Source organism: Nevskia sp. (assembly GCF_051860985.1).
GTDB lineage: Bacteria > Pseudomonadota > Gammaproteobacteria > Nevskiales > Nevskiaceae > Nevskia.
Map to the genome: position 1 here is coordinate 86,538 of NZ_JBIMKV010000013.1, position 24,730 is coordinate 111,267.

General features: G+C 69.2%; 21 protein-coding genes. 9 read left to right on the top strand and 12 right to left on the bottom strand.

Annotation, left to right across the window (positions count from 1 at the left end; genetic code table 11):
* Window positions 1-23 precede the first annotated feature (23 nt).
* The 4 genes from purM to katG all read left to right on the top strand — a co-directional run bounded on the left by purM (window position 24) and on the right by katG (window position 4,903).
* Complete coding sequence (gene purM, locus ACTIGJ_RS13895) at window positions 24-1,157, top strand: phosphoribosylformylglycinamidine cyclo-ligase (RefSeq protein ID WP_439640919.1); 1,134 nt, start codon at window positions 24-26, stop codon at window positions 1,155-1,157.
* Window positions 1,154-1,828, top strand: a complete 675-nt coding sequence (purN, locus tag ACTIGJ_RS13900) for a phosphoribosylglycinamide formyltransferase (RefSeq protein ID WP_439640920.1) — start codon at window positions 1,154-1,156, stop codon at window positions 1,826-1,828. The genes purM and purN overlap by 4 nt, the downstream gene beginning before the upstream one ends.
* Window positions 1,825-2,523 (top strand): DUF3108 domain-containing protein, encoded by a 699-nt coding sequence (locus tag ACTIGJ_RS13905; RefSeq protein ID WP_439640921.1) that lies wholly within the window; start codon window positions 1,825-1,827, stop codon window positions 2,521-2,523. The genes purN and ACTIGJ_RS13905 overlap by 4 nt, the downstream gene beginning before the upstream one ends.
* A 151-nt stretch (window positions 2,524-2,674) precedes the next feature.
* Window positions 2,675-4,903 carry a catalase/peroxidase HPI gene (gene katG / locus ACTIGJ_RS13910; RefSeq protein WP_439640922.1) on the top strand — a complete coding sequence of 743 codons (2,229 nt, stop codon included), beginning with the start codon at window positions 2,675-2,677 and terminating at the stop codon, window positions 4,901-4,903.
* A 111-nt stretch (window positions 4,904-5,014) separates the two neighbouring features.
* Here katG and ACTIGJ_RS13915 read toward each other — a convergent pair whose 3' ends face one another.
* The 10 genes from ACTIGJ_RS13915 to ACTIGJ_RS13960 form a co-directional block, all read right to left on the bottom strand.
* Complete coding sequence (locus ACTIGJ_RS13915; RefSeq protein ID WP_439640923.1) at window positions 5,015-6,361, bottom strand: MBL fold metallo-hydrolase; 1,347 nt, start codon at window positions 6,359-6,361, stop codon at window positions 5,015-5,017.
* 11 nt (window positions 6,362-6,372) lie between these two features.
* On the bottom strand, window positions 6,373-6,636 hold the full coding sequence (gene bamE, locus ACTIGJ_RS13920) for an outer membrane protein assembly factor BamE domain-containing protein (protein WP_439640924.1): 264 nt from the start codon (window positions 6,634-6,636) through the stop codon (window positions 6,373-6,375).
* Window positions 6,637-6,711: 75 nt separating this feature from the next.
* Window positions 6,712-7,056 (bottom strand): virulence factor, encoded by a 345-nt coding sequence (locus tag ACTIGJ_RS13925; RefSeq protein ID WP_439640925.1) that lies wholly within the window; start codon window positions 7,054-7,056, stop codon window positions 6,712-6,714.
* An 83-nt stretch (window positions 7,057-7,139) separates the two neighbouring features.
* A complete protein-coding gene (mprF, locus tag ACTIGJ_RS13930) occupies window positions 7,140-9,710 on the bottom strand; it encodes a bifunctional lysylphosphatidylglycerol flippase/synthetase MprF (RefSeq protein WP_439640926.1) in 2,571 nt (856 codons plus the stop codon).
* Window positions 9,711-9,738: 28 nt separating this feature from the next.
* Window positions 9,739-10,884, bottom strand: coding sequence for a trans-sulfuration enzyme family protein (locus ACTIGJ_RS13935; RefSeq protein ID WP_439640927.1), 1,146 nt, complete (start codon window positions 10,882-10,884; stop codon window positions 9,739-9,741).
* Window positions 10,885-10,916: 32 nt separating this feature from the next.
* Entirely contained in the window at window positions 10,917-11,387 is a 471-nt protein-coding gene (locus tag ACTIGJ_RS13940) for a flavodoxin family protein (RefSeq protein ID WP_439640928.1), read from the bottom strand.
* Entirely contained in the window at window positions 11,387-11,839 is a 453-nt protein-coding gene (locus ACTIGJ_RS13945; protein WP_439640929.1) for an RNA-binding S4 domain-containing protein, read from the bottom strand. The genes ACTIGJ_RS13940 and ACTIGJ_RS13945 overlap by 1 nt, the downstream gene beginning before the upstream one ends.
* Before the next feature lie 2 nt (window positions 11,840-11,841).
* A complete protein-coding gene (locus ACTIGJ_RS13950; RefSeq protein ID WP_439640930.1) occupies window positions 11,842-12,090 on the bottom strand; it encodes a hypothetical protein in 249 nt (82 codons plus the stop codon).
* Entirely contained in the window at window positions 12,090-13,322 is a 1,233-nt protein-coding gene (locus ACTIGJ_RS13955) for a TCR/Tet family MFS transporter (protein WP_439640931.1), read from the bottom strand. Before ACTIGJ_RS13955 ends, ACTIGJ_RS13950 begins: the two co-directional genes overlap by 1 nt.
* Before the next feature lie 32 nt (window positions 13,323-13,354).
* Entirely contained in the window at window positions 13,355-14,683 is a 1,329-nt protein-coding gene (locus ACTIGJ_RS13960) for a sigma 54-interacting transcriptional regulator (RefSeq protein ID WP_439640932.1), read from the bottom strand.
* 152 nt (window positions 14,684-14,835) lie between these two features.
* On the opposite strand from ACTIGJ_RS13960, the gene ACTIGJ_RS13965 reads away from it, so the two are divergent.
* A complete protein-coding gene (locus ACTIGJ_RS13965) occupies window positions 14,836-15,249 on the top strand; it encodes a group II truncated hemoglobin (protein ID WP_439640933.1) in 414 nt (137 codons plus the stop codon).
* Window positions 15,250-15,276: 27 nt separating this feature from the next.
* On the opposite strand, the gene ACTIGJ_RS13970 is transcribed toward ACTIGJ_RS13965, so the two are convergent.
* Entirely contained in the window at window positions 15,277-15,561 is a 285-nt protein-coding gene (locus ACTIGJ_RS13970) for a hypothetical protein (RefSeq protein WP_439640934.1), read from the bottom strand.
* An 84-nt stretch (window positions 15,562-15,645) separates the two neighbouring features.
* Complete coding sequence (locus ACTIGJ_RS13975; protein WP_439640935.1) at window positions 15,646-18,783, bottom strand: ligand-binding sensor domain-containing diguanylate cyclase; 3,138 nt, start codon at window positions 18,781-18,783, stop codon at window positions 15,646-15,648.
* 342 nt (window positions 18,784-19,125) lie between these two features.
* Here ACTIGJ_RS13975 and ACTIGJ_RS13980 point away from each other — a divergent pair, with 342 nt between their 5' ends.
* From ACTIGJ_RS13980 to yjjJ, 4 genes are all read left to right on the top strand, one after another.
* Entirely contained in the window at window positions 19,126-19,917 is a 792-nt protein-coding gene (locus ACTIGJ_RS13980; RefSeq protein ID WP_439640936.1) for a thioesterase family protein, read from the top strand.
* A 100-nt stretch (window positions 19,918-20,017) separates the two neighbouring features.
* On the top strand, window positions 20,018-21,253 hold the full coding sequence (gene serA / locus ACTIGJ_RS13985; RefSeq protein ID WP_439640937.1) for a phosphoglycerate dehydrogenase: 1,236 nt from the start codon (window positions 20,018-20,020) through the stop codon (window positions 21,251-21,253).
* 25 nt (window positions 21,254-21,278) lie between these two features.
* Window positions 21,279-23,291, top strand: coding sequence for a S9 family peptidase (locus tag ACTIGJ_RS13990; RefSeq protein WP_439640938.1), 2,013 nt, complete (start codon window positions 21,279-21,281; stop codon window positions 23,289-23,291).
* Window positions 23,292-23,441: 150 nt separating this feature from the next.
* Window positions 23,442-24,716 (top strand): type II toxin-antitoxin system HipA family toxin YjjJ, encoded by a 1,275-nt coding sequence (gene yjjJ / locus ACTIGJ_RS13995; protein WP_439640939.1) that lies wholly within the window; start codon window positions 23,442-23,444, stop codon window positions 24,714-24,716.
* The last annotated feature ends 14 nt before the right edge of the window (window positions 24,717-24,730 follow it).

The window sequence follows — 24,730 nt, forward strand, 5'->3', positions numbered from 1 at the left end:
CGGCCCCAAAGCCTCCAGCGCCCATGACCTCAGCCGAAAAACGCAGCAAGCCGTCGCCGAAGCCGACGAAACCCGCCGCCACCGCCAGCCGCGCTCCGAAAGCCCGGCCGAAGGCTGCGCCGGCAGCAGCGCCGGTGTCGCTGACCTATGCCGACGCCGGGGTCGATATCGACCGGGGCGATGCGCTGGTCGATGACATCAAGAAGATCGTCAAGTCCACCCACCGTCCGGAAGTGCTTGGCGGCGTCGGCGGCTTCGGCGCGCTGGTCACGCTGCCGAAGAAGTACAAGCAGCCGGTGCTGGTGTCGGGCACCGATGGCGTGGGCACCAAGCTGCGCCTCGGTATCGAATCCGGCCGGGTCGAAGGCCTGGGCCAGGATCTGGTCGCGATGTGCGTCAACGACGTGCTGGTCAACGGCGCCGAGCCGCTGTTCTTCCTCGACTACTACGCCACCGGCAAGCTCGACAACAGCGTCGCCGCTGCCGTCATCAAGGGCATCGCCCGCGGCTGCAAGCTGGCCGGCTGCGCGCTGGTCGGCGGCGAGACCGCCGAGATGCCGGGCATGTACCAGCACGGCGATTTCGATCTCGCCGGCTTCTGCGTCGCCGTGGCCGAGAAGAAGAAGCTGATCGACGGTACGAAGATCGCCAAGGGCGACGTGCTGATCGCGCTGCCGTCGTCCGGCCCGCATTCGAACGGTTACTCGCTGATCCGCAAGATCCTCGAGGTCAGCCGCGCCACGCACGGCGAGCAGTTGGCCAAGGGCACCCTGATCGAAGCGCTGATGCAGCCGACCACGATCTACGTCAAGCCGGTGCTGAAGCTGCTCGAAGCGGGCATTCCGCTGCGCGGCATGGCCCACATCACCGGTGGCGGCATCACCGGCAACCTCACGCGGATGTTCCCGAAGCAGCTGACGGCCGTCGTCGACATGGCCAGCTGGCAGCGGCCGGACGTGTTCACCTGGCTGCAGGCGCAGGGCAATGTCGAGGAAGACGAGATGCGCCGCGTGTTCAACTGCGGCGTCGGCTTCGTGCTGGTGGTGCCGCGCAAGCACGCCGATGAAACGCTGGCGCTGCTGAAGGCCGAGAAGATCCGCGGCTGGATGCTCGGCGAAGTGGTGCCGGGCGACGCGGAACACGTCCAGTACGCTTGAACGGCCAGCCGCTGGCGCGCCTCGCGGTCCTGATCTCCGGGCGCGGGCGCAACCTGCAGGCGCTGCAGGCGGCGGTTGCCGATGGCCGCATCCCGGCGGTGATCGTCGGCGTGATCAGCAACCGCGCCGATGCCGAGGGGCTTGCGTACGCGCGCAACGCCGGCTTGCCGTGCACGGTGCTGCCGCATCGCGACTACCCGGACCGCGCCGCCTTCGATGCCGCGCTGGCGGCCGCGCTTGATGCGCTGCAGCCCGACATCGTCGCGCTGGCCGGTTTCATGCGCATCCTGACCGACGGCTTCGTGCGGGCCTTCGAGGGCCGGCTGCTGAACATCCATCCGTCGCTGCTGCCGCGTCACAAGGGCCTGCATACCCACGATGCCGTGCTGCGTGACGGCGATGGCGAACACGGCGCAACCGTGCATTTCGTGTCCCCGCAGCTCGATGGCGGGCCGCCGGTGATTCAGGGCAAGTTCACGGTGGACGCGCATGATGACGCCGCTCGACTTGCCGAGCGCGTGATGACCGAGGTCGAGCGGAAGATCTATCCGCAGGCCGTGGCCTGGATGGCGCGCGGCGAGTTGCGGTTCGAGCAGGGCGGCGCCGCATTCCGCGGCCGCCCGCTGCGCGAACCGCTGAGCCTGGACGATCTGGAGTCTGGATTCCGATGAAGCTGCTGCCCGCCGCGATCGCGGCCCTGATGCTGGCGACCTCCGTTCGTGCCGCCGATGCCCCGCTGCCGGATCTCGATCTGGTTTACGCCGTGCAGTACGCCGGCATCAATGCCGGCGAGGCCGACATCAGCCTGAAGCCGGACACCCAGCCCGGCTGCTACCGCTACGACACCAACACCCGGCCGGTCGGCTTCGTGAAGGCCCTGTTCGGGGCGCCTAACCAGTACAGCCGCTTCTGCGTGAAGGACGGCGTGGTGCGCTCGCAGCGTTACGAATCGGTGCTCAAGGATGACGATGAGCAGAGCTACCGGCTCGATTTCGACTATGTGAAGCGGCAGGTCACCGACGAGAACGGCCAGGTGCGCGAGATCCCGGCCGAAGCGGTCGACAGCTTTTCGCTGCAGCAGGCGGTGCGGCTGTGGGTGGCCCAGCACGCCAACGACGCCGAGCCGCCGATCGCCCGCTTCACGATGGTCGACCGCAAGAACCTGACCTACTACCAGCTGAAGATCGTCGGCCGGGAAACGGTCAAGACGCCAGCCGGCGTATTCGAGACCATCCGGCTCGATCGCATCGACAACCCGAACAAGGTGGGCCGCTACTGGCTGGCCGCCGAACGCGCCTGGATGCCGGTGAAGATCGAGACCCGCAGCGGCAAGAAACCGAGCCTGATCATGTCTCTGAAGCGCTGATCGCCCGACGCGCCGAGTCACTGATTTCACTGAATTTCGACAAGCTGACGATAGGCTACGTATATATAGCGTATGAATATCTTTACGAGATGATTTCTTAGTCAATGGCTATAGTCCCTCGCGCCACATTCATTCCAACGAGGGCTGATCCATGCTCAAGACATCACGTCATCTCGCGGCGGCATTCGCCGCTACCGTCATTCCCTTCACGCTGGCCGGCGGTGCCGCTGCCGACCAGGGTGCCGGCCGCAGCAGCCAGTTCTGGTGGCCTGAACAGCTGAACCTGGCGCCGCTGCGCCAGCATGGCGCGGAGTCCGATCCGTACGGCAAGGACTTCGACTACGCCAAGGCCTTCGCCAGCATCGACCTGGCGCAGCTCAAGGCCGACATCAAGCAGGTGCTGACCACTTCGCAGCCGTGGTGGCCGGCCGACTACGGCAATTACGGTCCGTTCTTCATCCGCATGGCCTGGCACTCGGCGGGCACCTACCGGGTCGGTGACGGCCGCGGTGGCGCCGGCGGCGGCCAGCAGCGTTTCGAACCGCTGAACTCCTGGCCGGACAACGCCAATCTCGACAAGGCCCGCCGCCTGCTGTGGCCGGTCAAGCAGAAGTACGGCCGCAACCTGTCCTGGGCCGACCTGATGGTGCTGGCCGGCAATGTGGCCATGGAGACGATGGGCTTCAAGACCTTCGGCTACTCCGGTGGCCGCCGTGACGACTGGGAGCCGGAAGTCGTCAACTGGGGCCCGGAAAACAAGATGCTCGACGACCAGCGCTACAGCGGCGACCGCAATCTCCGGGGCGGCCTCGCGGCCGTGCAGATGGGCCTGATCTACGTCAATCCGGAAGGCCCGAACGGCAACCCGGACCCGATGGCGGCGGCGCGCGACATCCGCGAAACCTTTGGCCGCATGGCGATGAACGACGAGGAAACCGTCGCGCTGATCGCCGGCGGCCATACCTTCGGCAAGGCGCACGGCGCCCGCAAGCCGGAAGGCTGCGTCGGCGTAGAGCCGGCGGCGGCAGGCATCGAAGAACAGGGCCTGGGCTGGACCAACAAGTGCGGCAAGGGCAATGGCGCCGACACCATCACCAGCGGTCTCGAAGGGGCCTGGACTTCCGCCCCGGCGCGCTGGACACACCAGTACCTGACCAACCTGTACGCCTTCGACTGGGTACAGACCAAGAGCCCGGCCGGTGCCATCCAGTGGGTGCCGAAGAACGCCGATCAGGTGCAGACGGTTCCGGATGCGCATGTCGCCGGCAAGATGCACGCGCCGATCATGTTCACCACCGATCTCGCGCTGAAAACAGACCCGGCCTACAAGAAGATCACCGAGCGCTGGCTGAAGAACCCGCAGGAGTTCGAGGTCGCATTCGCCAAGGCCTGGTTCAAGCTCACCCACCGCGACATGGGGCCGCGCGCCCGCTACATCGGCGCCGACGTGCCGAAGGAAGAACTGGTCTGGCAGGACCCGATTCCGGCCGTTGATCACCCGCTGGTCGATGCCGGCGACATCGCGGCGCTGAAGGGCAAGATCCTCGCGTCCGGCCTGAGCGTGCCGGAGCTGGTGCGCACCGCCTGGGGTTCGGCGGCGAGCTTCCGCGGTACCGACTACCGGGGCGGCGCCAATGGCGCGCGCATCCGGCTGGCGCCGCAGAAGGACTGGGCGGCCAACAACCCAGCCGAGCTGAAGAAGGTGCTGGCCAAGCTCGAAGGCATCCAGAAGGACTTCAACAAGTCGGCGAAGGGCGGCAAGAAGGTGTCGCTGGCGGATCTCATCGTGCTGGGCGGCGCGGCGGCGATCGAGGAAGCCGCGAAGAAGGCCGGCCATCCGGTGGCGGTACCGTTCACGCCGGGCCGCATGGACGCGACCCAGGACAAGACCGACGTCGTCTCGTTCGCGGCGCTGGAACCGAAGGCTGACGGCTTCCGCAACTACTACGACAAGGCGGCGGCGCTGTCGCCGGCCGAGGCCCTGGTCGACAAGGCCAGCCTGCTGACGCTGACGGTGCCGGAAATGACCGCGCTGGTCGGCGGCCTGCGGGTGCTGGATGCCAACGCCGGCGGCAGCAAGCACGGCGTGTTCACCGACAAGCCGGGCACCCTCAGCAACGACTTCTTCGTCAACCTGCTCGGCATGGACACGAAGTGGGTGAAGTCGACGAAGGCGGAAGGCGTCTACGACGGCGTCGATCGGGTCAGCGGCAAACTGAAGTGGACGGCGACGCCGGTCGATCTGGCGTTCGGCTCCAGTGCCGAGCTGCGGGCCGTCGCCGAGGTCTATGGCGCCGCCGACGGCAAGGAACAGTTCGTTCGCGACTTCGTCGCCGCCTGGAACAAGGTGATGATGCTGGACCGCTTCGAGAAGATCTGAGCGGGTTGGGCGGGCTGGGTCCGGAGCGCCGCTCCGGGCTCCGTCACAGAGGCGGCGCAGCTTCGGCGGCGCCGCCTTTTTTATTGCTGCCGCGCGGACGACAGCGCGAGCTCAGGCCGGCAGCGCGCCTTCGGCCCGCAGCTTGGCCAAGTGGCTGTCGATGTTCATCCGCGCCAGCGGCAGCAGCCGGGGATCGGTGTCCGGGTACATCGTCGCCAGCATCGCGTCGACCGACTGGCCGCCTTCGCTCAGCGCCTTCACCTGCGCCTCGCGCAGCCGCCGGTGCTTGAGCGTCTGCTCCAGGTAGAAGGTGCCGCCGAGTGCGGAGCCATGCGAAGGCCAGATCACCTGGGGCTGCAACGCGATGACCTTCTCGAGCGTTGCGAAATACTTCGCCATGTCGCCTTCGGGGGCGGCGATCACCACGGTGCCGACGCCCTGGATCAGATCGCCGACGATGCACCAGGCGCGGTTGTCCGGCATCAGCGCCAGCTGGCCCTCGTCGTGGCCGGGCACGGCGATCACCCGCACCGGATGACCGAGCCAGGTGGTGACGATGTCGCCATCGACACGGGTGCGGACGGTCAGGCCGTCGAGCCAGCCCGGTTGGCGTTTCAGGATGCGCATCCGGGTATCGGCGCTCATCGCGATCGGCACGCCGAGATGGCGGGCCAGCGCGTTGGCGAACTGGCGGTGATCGGGATGATGGTGGGTGATGAACACCTCGCTGATGCCGCGCCCGACCAGATGCGCGCACAGCTTGTCGAACTCCGCGTGGTTGGCGGGCGAGGGGTCGACGATCAGCCGCGCCGCGCCGGCATCACCGATGATGAAAGCGTTGGTGCGGTCGGCCGGCGGCAGCGTGTTCGACGGGATTGGCAGCTGGAAGACCCCGTGCAGCGGCTCGATTTCCGGTGTGCCGTCGAACTGGTCGTAGTCGCCCAGCTGGCTGACCCGCCGGCTGCCCGGCTGGGCGACCAACGCCGCCAGCACGTCATGCGTCGGCGGCGCCAGCAACAGCGCGCCCTGCCGGTAGCGGTGCATCCAGTCGGCGGCGCTGGCCCACTCGCCGCCGGAAAGCTCGCCGGGATCGAGCGTGAATGCCGGCTTGCGCTGCAGGTCGATGCGAAAGAAGCGGGTGTTGAAGCGCACCGCGATGATCGGCGGCGAGATCGCAGTGCCCAGCAGGCTGACCGCGCTGACTTCGTCGGCGGCGAGAGCGGCATCGAGATCGAAGGCCAGTTCCTCGTGCAGCTCGCGGGCCAGCGCGGCGAGCAGCCGCGCGTCCAGCCCGGCCAGCAGCGGATGGCCGAGCGGATGCGGGCCATCACTGGCGTCGACCTTGCCGCCGGGGAAGGCGCTGAAGCCGGGGAACGCCGTCAGATGCGGCTGGCGGCGGGTCAGGAAGATCTCGCCGTCGCAGACCAGCACGGCGGTGACCGCATCAAGCACACGCATCGCTGCCGAGCCTAGTTGAACGATTTCAGCGCCACCTTGTTGTTGCCGTAGGTGACGGTCAGCGTCTTGTCGCCGGCGGTCCAGGTTTCCTTGCTCAGGCTGAGCACGCCGCCGACATCGGTGGCGCGGCTGTCGTCCGGCTTGCCGAGGATGGCATGCACGTCCTCGCGGCTCATGCCGGGACTGATCTTGTCGTAGTTCTCGGCCGTGACCTTCGACGAGCAGGCCGCAAGGCCGATGACGCAGCACAGCAGCAGACGGCGGACCATGTTCATCGATGCTCGACGGTGGCGGGGACGATCAAGGATGCCACAGGGCTTCCGGCACCGGCGGCGCGCCTTCGATGATCCTTAGTGGCGATGGCGGTAGCCGTCGTCACGCCAGCGGCGGTCGTCACGGCGATCGTCGCGACGGCCATCGCGGTAGCCCTGCCGGTAGCCGCGATCGTAGGGACGAGCGTACGGGCGAGCGTAGTAAGCCCCGGGGTAGTAGCCCGGGCCGTTGTAGTAGTACGGGCGCGGATACTCGCGATAGACCACCGCCGGGCCGCGCCAGACCGGCGCCGGCGCGTAGTAGTACGGGGCGCCGTAGAACGGCACGCCGATCGATACGCCGACATCGACGTGGGCCTGCGAGGTGAACGGGACCAGCATCGAGGCCAGACCGAGGGTGCCGATAGCCAGCAGCTTGCGCATGGATGTCTCCGGGTTCGTACCGATGACCCGGACCTTAAGGTCGGCTCACTGAATCGCCCCTGAACACCCGCTGCGGGTGTCGGTTACTTGCTGACCATGCCCTTGAGCCCACCGCTGATCAGCAGCGCGATGTCGCTGAGCACCAGCAGCGGTGCGACGCCGCCCGGCGACGCCAGATAGCGCGGCTCCCAGACCGGATCGAACTTTTCCTTGAAGTTGCGCAGGCCCTGGAAGTTGTAGAAGTGCTCGCCGTGGGCGAACAGCAGGCCGCCGAAGCGGTGCCAGTTCGAGGCCAGCGTGTGGTCGGCCATGCCGGACAGCGGCGCCATGCCGAGGCTGAAGCGCTGGTAGCCCTCGGCCTGGAAATGGCTCAGCAGCTTGACGAACAGGAAGTCCATCGCGCCCTTCGGCGCATCCGGCAAGTGGCGCATCAGGTCGACGCTGGCTTCCACCTTGCGCCCGGTCGTCATCAGGCTGGCGAAGGCGACGGCACGGCCTTCCTGGCGAATGATCGCCACCGGCTGGCGGCCGAGATAGGCGGGATCGAAGGTGCCCAGCGAAAAGCCTTTCTCGGCGGTGTTGTGGGCGCCCAGCCAGGCATCGGAGATCGCCCGCAGTTCGGTAATCCGGGCCGCCACGTCATCCGCGGCGATCACCTCGAACTGCAGGCCCTCGCGTTCGGCGCGGTTGTAGCCGGTGCGCAGGTTGCCGCGGTTGCGACCCTTCAGCGAGAAATCCGGCAGCGGCACATAGGCTTCCTCACCGAGCTTGAAGACGTTCAGGCCGGCGTCGAGGTAGATCGGCAGGCTCTGCGGCCGCACCTGGTAGAACGACGGCCGGCTGGCCGAGTCGCGTGCCCGTTCGATGAAGGCCCAGACCAGCTCCGGCCATTCATCGCGCGGGCCGACCGGATCGAACAGCGCCACCCACGAGCGGTTGCGGCGGCCGAACATGATGAAGGCGCGGCCGGATTCGGAGAACAGCAACGGCTTGTCGCCGGTCAGCGCCAGGCCGGCATCGGCGTGGTCCTGGTCGGCGATCACCGTCATCGCTTGCGACAAGGCGGTCGCGTCGGGCAGCACCAGCGGCGGCAGCGGCGGCCGCAGCAGCTGTCGCAGCGCGAAGCCGAGCGTGATCAGCGCCATTGCCACCAGCGCCCGCAAGGCCCGGGGCGCATGTCCGTCGATCTCGAATTCCCACCAAAGCTCGTGGCGGTACTCGACGTCGCGATAGGCGAACAGCAGCAGCCCGGTCAGCACCGCCAGGATGCTGGCCACCGCTGCCAGCCAGCCGCCGCTGAAGCGCTGCGCGAACAGCGAGGCGCGGCGCGTGAACTGGCTGCGCGACAGCGCGAGTGCGGCCACCAGCAGGCCGATGATGGTGACTTCCTGGATGCTCAGGCCGCGCGGCAGCGCGAACACCAGGCTGGCGCCGGCCAGCCCCAGGCCGGCCCACCAGGCGGCATCGAGCCGCTGCAGCATGCCGCGGGCGACGAACAGCAGCGCCAGCCCGGCGATCGAGCCCAGGAAGTGCGCCGCTTCGACCAGCGGCAATGGCACTTCCAGCGACAGCAGATCGGTGGCAGTGACGGTGGCCGGGGTGACGCCGGTGGCCAGCAGGAAGACGCCGACGATCAGCGTCTGCGCCGCCAGCAGCACCGGCGACAGGCTGACCACCGCGCGGGTCACCGGTGCTGCCGCGCCGCGCCGCAGCTCGGTGGCGATCAGCAGCGCCAGCGCCAGCAGCAGCGGCAGCACGTGGTAGGTGAGCCGGTACAGCAGCAGCGCGCCGGCCAGGCGGTCGGTCGGCACCGCACCGCCGAGCGCCACCAGCATGATCGCCTCGAACACGCCGAGGCCGCCCGGCACATGGCTGATGATGCCGAGCACGGTGGCGATCGCGAAAAAGCCGACGAACGCCGGAAAGCCGATCGAGCCGCCCGGCAGCAGGCACCACAGCACGGCGGCCGAGGCGACGATGTCGACCGCCGAGACGACCAGTTGCTCCACCGCCAGCGGCCCGGACGGCAGGCGCAGGGTCAGGCCTTCGCGCCAGGTCAGCGTGCGGCCCCGGAAGCACAGCCAGATCAGCAGCGCCGTGGCCAGCACGGTGGCGGCTGCGACCGCTTGCAGCACCCCGACCGGCAGATGGGCGATCGGCGCCACTGCGGCGGCGCCCCACAGCAGCGCCAGCGCGCCGACGGCGGTGATGCCGATGCCGAAGGCGCCGGCATTGAAGGCGATGGCCCGCGAGATCGCGCCGGCCTCGACGCCGGCGGCGCCGTACATGCGCATGCGCACCGCGCCGCCGGTCAGCACGCCGAGGCCGACGGTATTGGCCAGCGCGTAGGCGATGAACGCGGTGCGGGCCACGATCCGGTATGGCACCACGGCGCCGACGAAGCGCAGCGAGGCGTGGTCGTAGCCGGTCAGCGCCGCGTAGCTGATGGCGGTGGCGACCAGCGCCATGGCGATCGCCGAGGTCGGCGTGTCGGCGACCGCACCGACCAGTTCGGCATAGCTCAGCTCGGCCATCAGGCCGTGCAGCGCTTCGTACAGCAGGCTGACGACGAACAGCACGAAGCCGGTCACCAGCCACGGCTGCCAGCGGCGGAAGCCGGCCAGCAGCCAGGCCTTGCGTTCGCGGCTGATCACGACGCCGTTCCTCCGCATGCGCCGGGGCTCATCCTTGGCGATCCGCCGCCGGTGCCAGCGCCTGGCCGAGATCGGCGATCAGATCCTCGGCATGTTCCAGGCCGACCGACACCCGCAGCAGGTTCGGCGGCGTGGTGCTGTACGGTCCTTCGACCGACGCCCGGTGCTCGATCAGGCTTTCGATGCCGCCGAGGCTGGTGGCGCGCGTGAAGATTTTCACCCGGCCGACCGCCGCCAGCGCCGTCGCGCGGTCGCCGCGCACCTGGAACGACAGCATCGCGCCGAAGCCGCCGGGCATCTGCCGGCGCGCCAATGCGTGGCCGGCATGGCCCGGCAGGCCGGGATAGTGCACGCGCTCGACGGCCGGATGGCCGGCCAGGAACTCGGCCACCGCCTGGGCGTTGGCGGTCTGCGCGCGGACCCGCAGCGGCAGGGTGGCGATCGAGCGCTGCAGCAGCCAGCAGTCGAACGGCGACGGCACCGCGCCGCCCTTGGTCTGCAGGTCGCGAATTCGTCCGAACAGCGGGTCGCCGGCGTCCCGGGCGATTAGCGCGCCGCCCAGCACGTCGCTGTGGCCGCCCAGGTACTTGGTGGTCGAATGCATGACCAGGTCGGCGCCCAGGGTCAGCGGCTGCTGGATCACCGGCGTGGCAAAGGTCGAATCGACCACCAGCGTCGCGCCGGCGGTGCGCGCCAGTTCGGCGAGGCCGGCGATGTCGCAAATCTTGAGCAGCGGATTGGACGGCGTTTCCGCCCAGATCAGCCGGGTGGCCGGCGTGATGGCGGCGCGCACGGCGTCGAGATCGGTCAGGTCGACCAGGCTGTGCGCCAGCCCCCAGCGCGCCAGCAGTTCGCGCAGCTGGGTGCGGGTGCCGTGGTAGACGTCGTCCGGGGCGATCACGTGGTCGCCCGGCGACAGCGCCTGGAACACCGCCAGCGAGGCCGCCGAGCCGGAGGCGAAGGCCGCCGCCGTCGCACCGCGCTCCAGCGCCGCCAGCAGCGTTTCCAGCGCCGTGCGGCCGGGATTGCCGGATCGCGAATACAAATGGCCGTGCGGATATTCGCCATCGGCGTCGCGCGCGAAGGTCGTCGACAGGATCGGCGAGGGCGCCACCGCACCGGTCGCGGCGTCGGGGTGGCGACCGGCGTGGATGGCGAGGGTTTCGAGCTTCATCGGCACGGCAGGAAAAAATCGGGATCGGGAGCTTACAGCGTCCCGAAGGCAATTCCGGCGGCCAGGAGCGCGCCGCGTTCGCGGGCAGCCGCTTGCGCGGCCGGGTCCGGCTCGCCGCGCACGATCAGCGGCTCGGCGACCCGCTTCCAGCGGAAGCCGGTGGCGATCCGCTCCAGCGCCCGCACGGCGCCGCTGCCGTCGTTGCCGGCGCTGACCAGCATCAAGTACGGCAGGCCGTCGACCCGACCCTCGGCCGGGTAGTAGGTGCGGTCGAGAAAGTCCTTCACCGCGCCGGACAGATAGCCGAAGTTCTCCGGCGTGGCGACGATCAGGCCATCGGCGGCCAGCAGTGCATCCAGCCCGGCATCGAGTGCGCGCATCGTGACGGTATCAACCTCGTCGGCGAACTCGGCAGCGCCGGCGCAGGCCGCCTCGACCAGCTGCAGCGTACGGCCGGTCTGGCTGCTCCAGACGATCAGCAGCCGCTTCTTCACCGCCGCCATCAGCGCAGGCTGCGCTTGAAGCGGTGGATCAGCCGCCGCTGCAGCTTCGACGGCCGGTCGCCGCCGATCTCGTCGGCTGCGGCACGCGCCTCGGCCTCGCGGGCGCGACGCGCCTGGCTGGCGTCGGTTTCGGCGTACAGCAGTCGTGCGTACGGCGCGCCGAGGCGCTGGTCGCTCAACTCCAGCACCGTCACCTGCATCTCGTCGAAGCCGCGCTTGATGCTGATCTCGGCGTCGATCGCGACGTCCTTGGCCACCTTGGTGCGCTGCCCGGCATAGCGGACATGGCCGGCCTCGATGGCCTCCTTGGCGAGACTCCGGGTCTTGTAGAAGCGCGCCGCCCACAGCCACTTGTCGAGCCGCACCGCATCGACCGGCTTCGGATGGCGGGCCGGCGGATCGCCGCCGTCGTCGGCGTCCAGATCGTCGTCGTCATCCTCGTCGTCGATCACGCTCAGTCTCCGCTCGGACGGCGGCAGACCGGCCCGGCGACCACCGGCAGGCCGATCGCGAAGCGCAGCCGGCGCAGCGCCAGCTGGGTGGCCTCGCGCGGCGCGCCGTAGTCGGCGACGAAGCGCAGCAGCGCGTCGACCTCGATCGGCTCGGCGCGGGCGATCGCGCAGGCGCGGTCGAGCGCGGCGGCGTCACCGTCGTCCAGCCAGGCGGCGAGCTGCTCGTGCAGCGCGGCCAGATCGACCGCCATCAGGGCACCGCCGGCTGCGGCACGGGATCGCGGGTCTGGCGCCAGACCACGATGAGTGCTGCGAAAGTCAGGCTGGCGGCCAGCAGGAACGGCGCGCCCGGCAGGTGCAGTGCGCTGCCACGGCCGATGAAGAACGCGAAGCTGCCGGTGAACAGCGCCGGCGCGACCATGCCGGCGATGCCGACGATGCTGGTGTTGGCACCCTGCAGCCGGCCCTGTTCGGTCGGCGCCACGTGCTGGGTCATCAGGCTTTGCAGGCCCGGGTTGAACAGGCCCATCAGCGCGAAGATCGGCATGCCGGCCCAGAACCACGGTGCAGTCGGCGCCAGCGCCATCCACAGGAAGCCGACGGTGCCGCAGGACAGGCCGCTGTACATCGAGATGCGCTCGCCGAAGCGCTTGACGTAGCGGCGCACCAGCCCACCTTCGACGGCGATGTTCAGCACTCCGGTGAAGGTCAGGGTCAGGCCGGTGGTTTCGGCGTTCCAGCCGTAGCGGTAGCCGGTGTACAGCACGAACACGCTGGGCAGCACGTAGCGGGCCAACTGAAACAGCAGATTGACGAAGGCGAGCCCGGCCAGCCCCGGATAGGCGCGCAGCAGCTGAAGCGCGCCGACCGGGTTGGCGCGCTGCCACGAGAACGCGCTGCGCCGCTCCGGCGGCAGCGATTCCGGCAGCACCAGCAGGCCGTACAGCGCGCTGACCAGCGCCAGCCCGGCCGCCGCCCAGAACGGCAGTCGCGGGTCGATGCCGCCGAGCAGCCCGCCGAGCGCCGGGCCGACCACGAAGCCCAGCCCGAACGCCGCACCCAGCATGCCGAAGCCGGCGGCGCGTCTGTCCGGCGGCGTGATGTCGGCGACATAGGCGGCCGACACCGAGAAGCTCGACGCCGTGATGCCGGACAGGATGCGGCCGACCAGCAGCCAGCCGACCGTCGGCGCCAGCGCCATCACGATGTAGTCGAGGCCAAGGCCGAAGCATGAGATCAGGATCACCGGCCGGCGGCCCCAGCGATCGGACAGCGCGCCGAGCAGCGGCGAGAACAGGAACTGCATCAGCGCCCAGGCGGTCGCGAACAGGCCATAGGTTTCGGCGGCGTAGGCGGTGTCGCCGCCTCGGAACTGCTCGATCAGCTTGGGCAGCACCGGGATGATCAGGCCAAAGGCCAAGACGTCGATCACCACGGTGATGAAGATGAAGATCAGCGCCGCGCGCCGGGGCGCATCAGTCATCGGCCCTCCCGGGCAGGCGGTTCGGCACGGCTTCAGGCCACCGAATAGATCTGGTGGCTGTGGTGGGACTTCGGTTCCCAGAGCTGGATGCCGGCCTCGATCTCGGTGGCGCGGATCAGGTTGTCGCCGCCCTTGAGGGTGGCGGTGTCGACGAAGGCCGACTCCAGCACGCGGACCAGGCCCCGGATGTTGCCGTGCCAGCGGCAGTCGCGGATCACGCCCCAGGCCTCGCTGGACAGGCCGGTCGGCGCCACCCAGTTGGTGCAGCGGCCGACCATCTTGGCCAGGGCCGTCGCGACCACGGCGATCATGTCTTCTTCGCGCTTCGACAGCTCCGGCACCTGCAGGGTCGAGGCGCCGAGGCGGGTGAACTGGTCGAGGTTCACCGAGTTCATCAGGTGGGTCCACGAACGGTTGGTGGCGTACAGCACCGCGCATTCCAGCGGCTGCTTGGCCGAGGCGCCGTAGGGCAGGTACTGGCCGTTGTCGAGCGCTTCCATCAGCACTTCCATGACCGCGCCGTTGATCTCGTGGCTTTCGTCAAGGAAGCAGACGCCATCGCGGGCGTGCTGGAACGCCCCGGTGCGGGCGCCGGCGCCAGGAAACGCGCCGGACACGTGGCCGCACAGCAGCGACTTGATCGCCGCCTTGTCGCCGACGCTCTCGGCGGCCAGGTTCACCGACACGAACTTCCCCTTGGCGCGCTGCAGGTAGTAGTAGTACGCGAGCGTGGTCTTGCCGGAGCCGGGACCGCCCAGCAGGCAGGCGCGCGAGATGCCGTTGGCGGCAAAGCCGCGGATGCGCGCCACCAGCGCATGCAGTTCCGGGCTGAACACGAAGAAGTTCTTGAACGTGGGGTTGTCGACCTCGGTGGTCGCCGGCATGCGGATCACGTTGTCTTCGGTCACCGGCTTCAGGCGGCCGGGCAGCTGCCGGGAGACGCCGTCGAGGTCCGAGGCGATCATCAGCCGCATGCCCTGCAGCCGGCCGGCGGCGGCGCGCTTGTCGAGCCACTGGCCGAGCGCGACCAGCTGGGTTGGATTGATCGCCACCACCAGCACCGTCTCGAAACCGGCGGCGCGGGCGGCGATCACCTTGTCGGCCAACGGATCGAGATCGAGCGGATGGTTGAACAGGCTCAGCACGAACGGGCTGGCCACGCCGCCGGCGATGCCGGGATCGAGCAGCGACACCACCGCGCTGCGCTGACCGACCGGCAGTTGCAGGGCATCGCCGGTCAGCAGCTCGCGGTCGCGGAGCATCGCCTCCGGCGCCACCACCAGCAGTTCCGGTGCCTGGTCGCGAGGCGTGATGCTGAATTCAGCGGGCTTCTTGTCTGCCTTCTTGCCGGTGCCAAACATTCTGTGGAACTCCCTTGGATGCTGTTCTGTGCGACCGGACGGTAGCGACCTGCAGCGTCTCCACCCCGCGCCATCCGATGGAACACCGGTGCCTGCTGACCAGCGGCAACCCCCGTGTGCCCACCGCACCGGCCGTATGATTGCAGCCCCGCATGGCTGCCGACAAACCGATGACCGAGACGCCGACCCCAAGCCTGTTCGAGACCCTGGGCGGTGAGCCGGGCATCCGCAAGCTGGTGGATGATTTCTACGCGCTGATGGACGCGGAACCGTTCGCCGCCGGCATTCGGGCACTGCACCCGGCGGCGCTGGAAGGCTCGCGCGACAAGTTCTTCTGGTTCCTGTGCGGCTGGAGCGGCGGACCGGATCACTACATCGAACGCTTCGGCCATCCCCGGCTGCGGGCCCGGCATCTGCCATATCCGATCGCCACCTCGGAGCGTGACCAGTGGCTGTCCTGCATGCAGCAGGCGCTGAGCCGTCAGCCGTGGCCGGACGCGGTCAAGAACCAGCTGCTGCGCTCGTTCTTCGATACCGCCGACTGGATGCGCAACCGGCCGGACTGAGCCGCCCGGCCGCCCGGCGCGAGCGGTTCAGGCGCCCGCCTGCCGCGCCGGCTTCAGCAGCCAGACCAGCAGCGCCAGCACCAGCACGGCCGGCAGTGCCGCCGGCAGCAGCACCAGGCCGAACACCGGCAGCAGGATCAGCCCGACGACGAGGCCGATCGGCACCAGCAGCATCAGCAACAGCAGGCCACCCACCAGGCTCAGCAGCGCGCACAGCAGCCAGCCGATCAGGCTGAACACGGCGCCGATCACGGCGACCAGCAGCCAGCCGAACAGCAACAGCAGCAGGATCACCAGCAGCGCTTCGATCATCGGTGCCACTCCCGGGGGCGTGCCGCTTGGATGCTGCGTCCCCGGCGCGCGGATGCAGCCGGCCGGCTGGTCCGGCGGCGCGGCTCAGGGCCGTGCCTTGAACTCGACGGCCACTGCCTGCGAATCCGCCGGCAGCGGATCGCGGGAGGTGAGCAGCCGCAGGCCGCCTTCGGCGAGCAGGCCGCCGCGATCGCGCTTGAAACGCTGGATCAGCGACGGGAACGGCGTGGTCGGCGTGAACAGGAACGCAGCCCAGCCGTCGCGGCCGGTTTCCTTGACGTGGTACAGCGCGCGATCGGCGATCTCGACGAGGTCCTGCCAGTCCAGCGACTGAGGCGTGGCGTGCAGCGGGTACTCGGAAAAGCCGACCGAGCAGCTCAGCTGCAGCGGTTCCGGGCCGCCGGCATCGAAGGGGTGGGCCGACACCACGGTGCAGATCCGCGAGGCATAGCTGACCGCGTGCTCGCGCGACAGCGGCCGCGACACGATCAGGAATTCCTCGCCGCCCCAGCGGGTCACGTAATCGCCGGTGCGCACCAGTTCGCCGAGCAGCGCGCTGAACTGCTGCAGCACGCGGTCGCCGCCGCCGTGGCCGTGGCTGTCGTTGATGCGCTTGAAGTGATCGATGTCGACCAGCAGGAACAGCAGGATGTGGTCGGCCTGGTAGTTGCCCTTCGCGTTGCGGCGGTAGAAGGCGAGATCCTGCGGCAGCTGGTTCAGCAGGTAGCGGCGGTTGCGCAGGCCGGTCAGCGGATCGGTGTAGCTCGCGGTTTCCAGCTGCTGGTTGGCCAGCGCTAGCGCATCGGTGCGCTGGGCGACGATGCGCTCCAGCGCCGCCCGGCGATGTTCCAGTGCCCGCAGCTGCCAGCGATGGGCGGCGAAGCCGGCCAGCAGCAGCGCCAGCCCGGCGAGGCCGTAGAACCAGCTAGTCTCGTGCAGCCGGGGCTTGATCCGGAACGGCACGCTGGCCGGTGCCTGGCTCCAGATGCCGGCGTTGTTGGCGCCGCGAACCTCGAACACGTAATCGCCCGGCGGCAGGTTGGTGTAGTCGGCGTGGCGGCTGTGCTGGTCGCGGACCGGCCGCCAGTCGGTGTCGTAGCCGCGCAGACGGTACTGCAGCTGAACGGCGTTCGGGTCCTGGAAGCTCAGGGCCGAGAACTTGAAGCTCAGGTCGCGCACCCGGGCCGGCAGCCGCATGGCGAGGAACGGCTCGATGCCGATCCAGGCGTCGCCGACCTGCACCGATTCGATCCGCACCGTCGGCGGCACCTGGTTGCTGGCCAGCGTCTCGGTCGGCACCACCAGCACGCCGTCGCGGGTCGGCAGCCACAGCGCGCCGCGATCCATGAAGCCCTTGCTGTTGCCGGTGCCGTTGCAGCACTCGGCGCGCGGTCCGGTGCTGCGGACCGCGAACTCGTTGCCGTAGATCTCCGCGCGCACCCGCTGCGGCTGGCCGCTGCCGGTGCGCCGCAGGTCATCGAGCGGCGCGCGGTAAAGGCCGCGCAGGCCGGCCACCCAGAGGTAGCCGCGGGCATCGTCGAACAGCCGGAACGGCGTGTTGGTCGGCAATCCCTGGGCGTGGCCGAAGCCGGTCCAGCGGCCGCCCTCGAATACGTACAGCTGCTCGGTGGCAGTGCCGACCACCAGCCGCCGGTCCGGCAGTTCGTGGATCGCGGTGATGTCCAGGTCGCCCGGCAGGCCGTTGTTGGCGCCGAGCATCGTCACCGCATCGCGCGTCCATTCGCCGAGCCCGTACTGGGTGCCGAGCAGCAGGCGGCCGTCGCGCGTCTGGTACAGCACGCGGACGCTGGGATCGGCGAGCCCCTCGGCCTTGCCGAAGCGCGTCAGCGCGCCGCCGGCGTAGCGGAACAGGCCGTCGGAGGTGGCAAACCACAGCCGCCGGGCGCGGTCGCGCAGGATGCCGTTGATGCGCAGGCCATCCAGCGCCGCCAGCGCCGGCAATGGCTCCGGCTGGCCCCGGCGCAGCAGTACCGCGCCCTTCAGCGTGCCGACCCAGAGATCGTCGCCTTCCACCAGCAGGCTGAGCACGGTCGGGTCGGGCAGCGCCCGCGTCGGCACCGGCTGCGTGAAATGGCCGTCGACCAGCAGGCTCAGGCCGGCATCGGTGCCGACCCAGACGCGCCCGCCGGCATCGCGTTCCAGCGCCCAGACCTGCGACGAACGCAGCCCCTCCTGGGTCGAGTAGCGGGTGGTCAGGCCGCTCCATAGCCGGGTCAGGCCGCGCGTGCGGCTGCCGAGCCAGAGGTTGTTCTCGCGATCCTCGAAGGCGGTGAGGAAGTCCCAGCGGGTGCCCATGCGGTCGTTGTCGATCTGCTCGACCAGCCGCCCCTCGCGCAGCCGCGACAGCCCGCCGTGGGTGCCGACCCACAGGTCGCCATCCTTGTCCGCGTACATCAGGCCGATCGCCGCGCGGCCCAGCGCGGCGGTATCGGCGAAGCGCTGCCAGCCGCCGCCACTGCGCCGGAACAGGCCGCTGCCGGTACCCGCCCACAGCTCGCCGTTGCACAGCGCCAGATGCAGCACCGGATCGCCGGCCGGCAGGCCGGGCAGCGGTTCGAGGCGGGCGCTGCCGTCGCGCAGCTCGATGACGCCACCGTTGCTGCCCAGCCACTGCGCCCCGTCGGCCTCGATGGCCGCGTGCAGCGGGCTGACCACGCGCGGATCGCGGCGCAGCTGGCCATCGACGACTCTCGACAACCCGCCCTGCGTCGCCAGCAGCAGCGCGCCATCGGCGCTGGTCAGGATCGCGGTGATCTCGGTGTTGGCAGTCGGCGTCAGCGGCGCCGCCGGCACGGCGGTGAACACACCGTCGCGATACCAGGCGACGCCGGTGCTGGTGCCGACCCAGAGCCGGCCCTGGTCATCGAGCTGCAGCGCTTCGATGACATCGCCGGGCAGACCCGGCGTGCCGGCCGCCAGGTGGTGGGTGAAGCGCACGCCATCGAAACGGGCAAGGCCGGTCGGCGTGCCGATCCAGATGTAGCCCTCGGCGTCCTGGGCGATGGCCACGGCGGCGATATGCGGCAGCCCTTGTTCGACCGACCAGCTGTCGCGGATGAAGTTGTGGAATGCCTTGCCAGGCGTCAGCGCCAGCACCGGGCCGCACAGCACCAGCAGGCAGGCAAGCGCCGCCCGCATGCACTGCCGCAGGCCGCGCGGCGCGTCAGCGTGGGTGATCGGGCGGGACCGCGTTGGCTTCAAGACATCACTCCGCGCAGGCTGCGGGCGCTGGGGACAGGGGGTGGCTTGGGCCGTCCGGGCCGGCTTGGCCGATCGCGCGGTCCGGCGTGACCGGTGTGTGCGCTGCAACAATTGTACACCGCCGTCAAGTCGGTGAAGTCGATGATCGAGTCGTCAGCCGGGATGGCCCGGTACCGGCTACCCGGCGCTTGCGGCGGCGGATCATGCGCGACGGTCGTGAAAGATTCTGTCAACGCCGCACCGATGCCGGGCCTTGGTCACCGCCGCTTTGCAGGGTCGGGTGTCGCGGTGCAACATGCGTGCCTGCCGCTGCTGGCGCCGCCTGAAATTCCTTTCCGATCCATGACCTGCCTGACGCCCCTGGCGTTTCCTGCCGTTGTCGAAGATGCCAGCGGTATCGCCCGCATCGGCGATGCCTGGCTGCAGGGCCGCAGCGTGTTCGGCGGGCTGCAGGCGGTGCTCGGCGTGCGGGCGATGCGTGCCCGGCTGGCCGAGCCGCTGCCGCTGCGGACCCTGCAGACCACGTTCATCGCCCCGCTGCCGGCCGGCGAGATCCGCGTCGAAGCCCAGCTGCTGCGGGCCGGCAAGAGCACCGTGCACGCCGAGGCGCGGCTCTACGACGGCAGCCAGCTCGCCTGCCTAATGGTGGCGGTGTTCGGATCGGCGCGGCCGTCGACGATCGCCATCGACACGCCGCCGGTGGCCGCAGCCCGGCCCGCGGCGCAATCGGCCGAGCTGCCGTTCGTGGCCGGCATCACGCCGCCGTTCCTGAAGATGTTCCGGATGCGCTGGGCCGACGGCGCGTTCCCGTACTGCGGCGGCGCCCGGCCGAGCTTCCAGGTGTGGGCCGAGCTGCGCGAGGCCACCGTGGTCGATGAAGCGACCGTGATCGCGCTGGCCGATTCGATTCCATCGCCGGCGCTGTCGCTGCTGCGCCGGCCGAGCCCGGCCAGCTCGCTGACCTGGACACTGGAATTCCTGCGTGCCCATGTCGACGCACCGGCCGCGCCGTGGCTGATCGATGCCACCGTGACCTCGGCGGCCGATGGCTACGGCGCCCAGACCGCCACCCTGTTCGATGGCGATGGCCGGGCGGCCGTGCTGAGCCGGCAGAGCGTGGTGATCTTCGGCTGAACCAACGCGTTCATGCGGCTGCCTGCGATCGGCGGCTGACCCCCGGCCCCCGGTGCTGGCAGAATTGCGCGCCGCACAACCGCGGTCGATGCCGGACATCATGAAAAAGACTTCATTCCCCAAGCAGGACATCAAGATCCTGCTGCTCGAAGGCGTGTCCCAGACCGCCGTCGAAACCTTCCGCGCCGCCGGCTACACGAACATCGAGTTCCACGAGAAATCGCTGTCGGAAGCCGCGCTGATCAAGGCGATTTCCGATGCCCGCATGGTCGGCATCCGCTCGCGCACCCAGCTGACCGCCGCCGTGCTCGCCGAAGGCAAGCGCCTGGGCGCCATCGGCTGCTTCTGCATCGGCACCAACCAGGTCGATCTCGACGCCGCCCAGGCGCGCGGCATTCCGGTGTTCAACGCGCCGTACTCGAACACCCGCTCGGTGGCCGAACTGGTGATCGCCGAGGCGATCATGATGATGCGGCGCATCCCCGAGAAGAACGCCGAATGCCATCGCGGCGGCTGGTCGAAGACCGCCGTCGGCAGCTTCGAAGTGCGCGGCAAGACGCTGGGCCTGATCGGCTACGGCCACATCGGCACCCAGGTCGGCGTGCTGGCCGAAAGCCTGGGCCTGCGAGTGATCTTCCACGACATCGAAACCAAGCTGGCGCTTGGCAATGCCGCGCCGGCCGCCAGCCTGAACGACCTGCTGCACCGTTCCGACATCGTCTCGCTGCATGTGCCGGAAACCCCGGCGACCAAGCTGATGTTCGGCAAGCCGGAACTGAGCGCGATGAAGCGGGGAGCCTTGCTGATCAACGCCTCGCGCGGCACCGTGGTCGATATCGACGCGCTGGCCGAAGCGCTGAAGAGCGGGCAGGTCGGCGGCGCGGCGGTCGACGTGTTCCCGGTCGAGCCGAAGGGCAATGACGACAGGTTCGTGTCGCCGCTGATCGGCATGGACAACGTCATCCTGACGCCGCACATCGGCGGCTCGACCCTGGAAGCGCAGGAAAACATCGGCATCGAGGTGGCGGCCAAGCTGGTCCGCTACAGCGACAACGGCTCGACCCTTTCGGCGGTCAACTTCCCGGAAGTGTCGCTGCCCGAGCATCCGAACAGCCACCGCCTGCTGCACATCCACGAGAACCGTCCGGGCATGCTGAGCCGGATCAACGAGCTGTTCTCGGCCGGCGACGTCAACATCGAAGGCCAGTACCTGCAGACCAGCGGCAACATCGGCTACGTGGTGATCGACATCGCCGCCGCCGACCAGCAGGCCGAGAAGCTCAAGGATCAGCTCGCCGCGATCTCCGGCACCTTGCGGACCCGCCTGCTGTACTGACGGCGATGAACACTGAGGCGGCGGCATGCGCGTTGGGGCTTTCCTGCGGCGGCTGCCGCTTCCGCTGTACGCGGTACTGGCGATGAGCAGCGCCGACGCTGCCCCGAAGCTCGCGCCGTATGGCAGCTGGGCCTCGCCGATCAGCTCCGATGCCATCGTCGCCGACAGCCTCAAGCTCGGCCAGATCGCGATCGACGGCCAGGCGATCTACTGGGTCGAGGGCCGGCCTGCGGAAGCCGGCCGCAACGTGCTGATGCGCCGGCGCGCCGACGGCCTCCTCGACGAGATGACGCCGGCCGGCTTCAACGTCCGCACCGGCGCCCATGAATACGGTGGCGGCAGCTTCACGGTCGCTGGCGACATCGCCTATTTCGCCAATTTCAAGGATCAGGCGCTGTACCTGCAGCCGCCGGATGGCCCGCCGCAGGCCTTTGTCGGCGAACCCGGCGCGCGTTTCGCCGATGCCGTGGTCGATGCGCCGCGCGCGCGGCTGATCGCGGTCCGCGAGGCGCATCCGGCGGATGGCGCCGAACCGGTCAACACCCTGGTGGCGATCGGCCTCGAAGGCGAGCACACGATCCGCACGCTGGTTTCCGGCGCCGATTTCCATTCATCACCGAAGCTCAGCCCCGATGGCCGCCAGCTTGCCTGGCTGTCGTGGCGGCATCCGAACATGCCCTGGGACGGCACCGTGCTGTCGGTCGGCCAGTTCGACGACGACGGCTTCGTCACCGGCGTGGTCACGGTGGCCGGTGGCGCCGACGAATCGGTGTTCCAGCCGGCCTGGTCCCCCGATGGCGAGTTGGTGTACGCCTCCGACCGCAGCGGTTGGTGGAACCTCTACGGCTGGCGCGCCGGCAAGAGCCGTTTGATCGTCAAGGCCGAGGCCGAATTCGGCGAGCCGCAGTGGGAATTCGGCATGAGCCGCTACGGCTTCACGCCGGACGGTCTGATCATCGCCGCGCCGATCCGCAACGGCGTGGCCGGGCTGGTCGCGATCGATCTCAAGACCGGCCATCAGCGCGAGATCGCCACGCCGTTCCGCGAGATCAAGGAACTGCGGGTCGGCGACGGCTTCATCGCCTTTCTCGGCGGCTCGCCGGCCGAGGCGCGCTCGCTGGTGAGGCTGGACCTGAAGACCGGCCAGTTCGAGATCCTGCGCCGGGGCAGCAGCCTGAAGGTCGATGACGGATACCTGTCGAGCGCCCAGCCGATCGTCTTTCCGACCACCGACGGTCTGAGCGCCCACGCCTTCTTCTACCCGGCGACCAACCGCGCGTTTGCCGGGCCCAAAGGCGAAAAGCCGCCGCTGATCGTGCTCAGCCACGGCGGCCCGACCAGCCAGGCCACGCCGACATTCAATCCGACGATCCAGTTCTGGACCTCGCGCGGCTTCGCCGTGGTCGACGTCAACTACGGCGGCTCCTCCGGCTACGGCCGCGACTACCGGCGTCGGCTCAACGGCCGCTGGGGCGTGGTCGACATCGACGACTGCGTCAATGCCGCGCAGTACCTGGTCGCGCAGGGGCGGGTCGACGGCGCCCGGCTGGCGATCCGCGGCGGCAGCGCCGGCGGCTACACCACGCTCGGCGCGCTGGCCTTCCGGCCCGGCGTGTTCAAGGCCGGCGCCAGCTATTACGGCGTCGGCGATCTGGAAGTGCTGGCCCGCGACACCCACAAGTTTGAATCGCGCTATCTCGACAGCCTGATCGGCCCCTATCCGGAGGCCAAGGCGCTGTACCAGGCGCGCTCGCCGGTACATGCGGTGGCGCAGATCGACAGCGCCGTGATCCTGTTCCAGGGGCTGGACGACAAGGTGGTGCCGCCGAACCAGTCGCAGCTGATGTTCGACGCGGTGAAGCGGCGCGGCCGGCCCGTGGCCTATGTGCCGTTCGCAGGCGAAGGCCACGGCTTTCGCGCCGCTGCGGCGATCAAGCGCAGTCTCGAAGCCGAGCTGTACTTCTACGGCCGTGTACTCGGCTTCACGCCGGCTGACGCATTGCAGCCGCTGGCGATCGAGAACCTGCCGGCGGATTGAGCGCTTGCCGATCGTCAGTCATCTATTCACCGAGCAGGTAAATTTTCAGAAAATCACTATTCATACAGTGATTTAAAAAATTCAAATCTATTCATAATCTATTCAATCTTCTATGCTGATGGCATGGAAGACCGCCTGTTCCCTTTCCTGATGGCAGGTCCGCGCACGGCAGCGGAAATCGCCGAGCGCCTGGCCGTCAGCCAGCCCACGGTGTCGCGTCTGCTCGCACGCCACACGCCGCCAGTGATCGTGCTGGGGCGGGGCCGGGCTGTGCGCTACGGCCTGCGCCGGGCGATCCGGGCACTGCAAGGCGATCTGCCGGTGTACCGGATCGACACCGACGGGCGCGCCAGCGAGATCGGCCTGCTGGCGGTGCTGCACGGCGGCGTCTGGTACCAGTCGCTCGATGGCGGCACGTCGGCGGTTTACGACGATCTGCCCTGGTTCCTCGACGACATGCGCCCGCAGGGCTTCATCGGCCGGGCGCTGGCGACCGGTGCTGAAGACCTGGGCCTGCCGGCAAGGCTGTCGGACTGGTCGACCGACCAGTCGCTGTACTGGATGGCCCAGCGCGGCGAAGACGCGGTCGGCAATCTGATCGTCGGTGCCGAATCGCTGCGCCGCCTGCAGGCGCAAGCGGCGCCGGCGCAGGTCAGCCGCGCCGATTACCCGGCGCTTGCGGCTGCAGCGCTGGCTGGCGAGGTCGGCGGTTCGTCGCCGGGTGGCGAGCAGCCGAAGTTCACAGCGCTGGCGGCGGATGCCGACAGCGATCCGCGACCGGTGCTGGTCAAGTTTTCCGAGCCGCTCGACACGCCGTCCGGCCTGCGCTGGGCCGATCTGCTGATCGCCGAAAGCCTGGCAGCCGATTGCATTGGCGCGGCCGGCATCACGGCGGCCCGCAGTCAGGCCTTCGAGGCCGGCGGGCGGATGTTTCTCGAAGTCGAGCGCTTCGATCGCATCGGGCTTCACGGCCGTCAGGGGCTGATTTCGCTGGCGGCGGTCGATGACCAGTTCGTCGGTGGCCGGGCCGGCTGGCATCCATCGGCGTTGGCGCTGGTCGGCCAGCGGCTGCTGTCGGCCGAGGACGCCGACCGGATTGCCTGGCTGTCCGCGTTTGGTGCGCTGATCGCCAACAGCGACATGCATTACGGCAACCTGAGCCTGCTGTTCGACGGTCGCTGGCCGCTGCGGCTGGCGCCGAGCTACGACATGCTGCCGATGCTTTACGCCCCGCTGCGCGGCGAGGTGCGTGATCCGCCGTTCGAGCCGCGCTCGCCGCTGACCCGCGCGCTGGATCAGGGCCGCGCCGCGCAGCCGGTGGCCGTGCAGTTCTGGCAGCGGCTGGCCACCGATGCGCGGGTCACGCCGGCGTTTCGGGCGATCGCCGCGGCCAATGCCGAACGGGTCGCCGCACTGCGGCTCTGAGCGCCCGTAGACTG

Coding starts and splice junctions, on each gene's coding strand:
- ACTIGJ_RS13925 (WP_439640925.1), bottom strand. CDS start 7,056: ATGCGCAAGCTGCTGGCTATCGGCACCCTCGGTCTGGCCTCGATGCTG.
- ACTIGJ_RS13980 (WP_439640936.1), top strand. CDS start 19,126: ATGACCTGCCTGACGCCCCTGGCGTTTCCTGCCGTTGTCGAAGATGCC.
- ACTIGJ_RS13950 (WP_439640930.1), bottom strand. CDS start 12,090: ATGGCGGTCGATCTGGCCGCGCTGCACGAGCAGCTCGCCGCCTGGCTG.
- ACTIGJ_RS13990 (WP_439640938.1), top strand. CDS start 21,279: ATGCGCGTTGGGGCTTTCCTGCGGCGGCTGCCGCTTCCGCTGTACGCG.
- ACTIGJ_RS13915 (WP_439640923.1), bottom strand. CDS start 6,361: ATGCGTGTGCTTGATGCGGTCACCGCCGTGCTGGTCTGCGACGGCGAG.
- ACTIGJ_RS13940 (WP_439640928.1), bottom strand. CDS start 11,387: ATGGCGGCGGTGAAGAAGCGGCTGCTGATCGTCTGGAGCAGCCAGACC.
- ACTIGJ_RS13935 (WP_439640927.1), bottom strand. CDS start 10,884: ATGAAGCTCGAAACCCTCGCCATCCACGCCGGTCGCCACCCCGACGCC.
- serA (WP_439640937.1), top strand. CDS start 20,018: ATGAAAAAGACTTCATTCCCCAAGCAGGACATCAAGATCCTGCTGCTC.
- ACTIGJ_RS13905 (WP_439640921.1), top strand. CDS start 1,825: ATGAAGCTGCTGCCCGCCGCGATCGCGGCCCTGATGCTGGCGACCTCC.
- katG (WP_439640922.1), top strand. CDS start 2,675: ATGCTCAAGACATCACGTCATCTCGCGGCGGCATTCGCCGCTACCGTC.
- ACTIGJ_RS13955 (WP_439640931.1), bottom strand. CDS start 13,322: ATGACTGATGCGCCCCGGCGCGCGGCGCTGATCTTCATCTTCATCACC.
- ACTIGJ_RS13965 (WP_439640933.1), top strand. CDS start 14,836: ATGGCTGCCGACAAACCGATGACCGAGACGCCGACCCCAAGCCTGTTC.
- ACTIGJ_RS13970 (WP_439640934.1), bottom strand. CDS start 15,561: ATGATCGAAGCGCTGCTGGTGATCCTGCTGCTGTTGCTGTTCGGCTGG.
- yjjJ (WP_439640939.1), top strand. CDS start 23,442: ATGGCAGGTCCGCGCACGGCAGCGGAAATCGCCGAGCGCCTGGCCGTC.
- purM (WP_439640919.1), top strand. CDS start 24: ATGACCTCAGCCGAAAAACGCAGCAAGCCGTCGCCGAAGCCGACGAAA.
- ACTIGJ_RS13960 (WP_439640932.1), bottom strand. CDS start 14,683: ATGTTTGGCACCGGCAAGAAGGCAGACAAGAAGCCCGCTGAATTCAGC.
- bamE (WP_439640924.1), bottom strand. CDS start 6,636: ATGAACATGGTCCGCCGTCTGCTGCTGTGCTGCGTCATCGGCCTTGCG.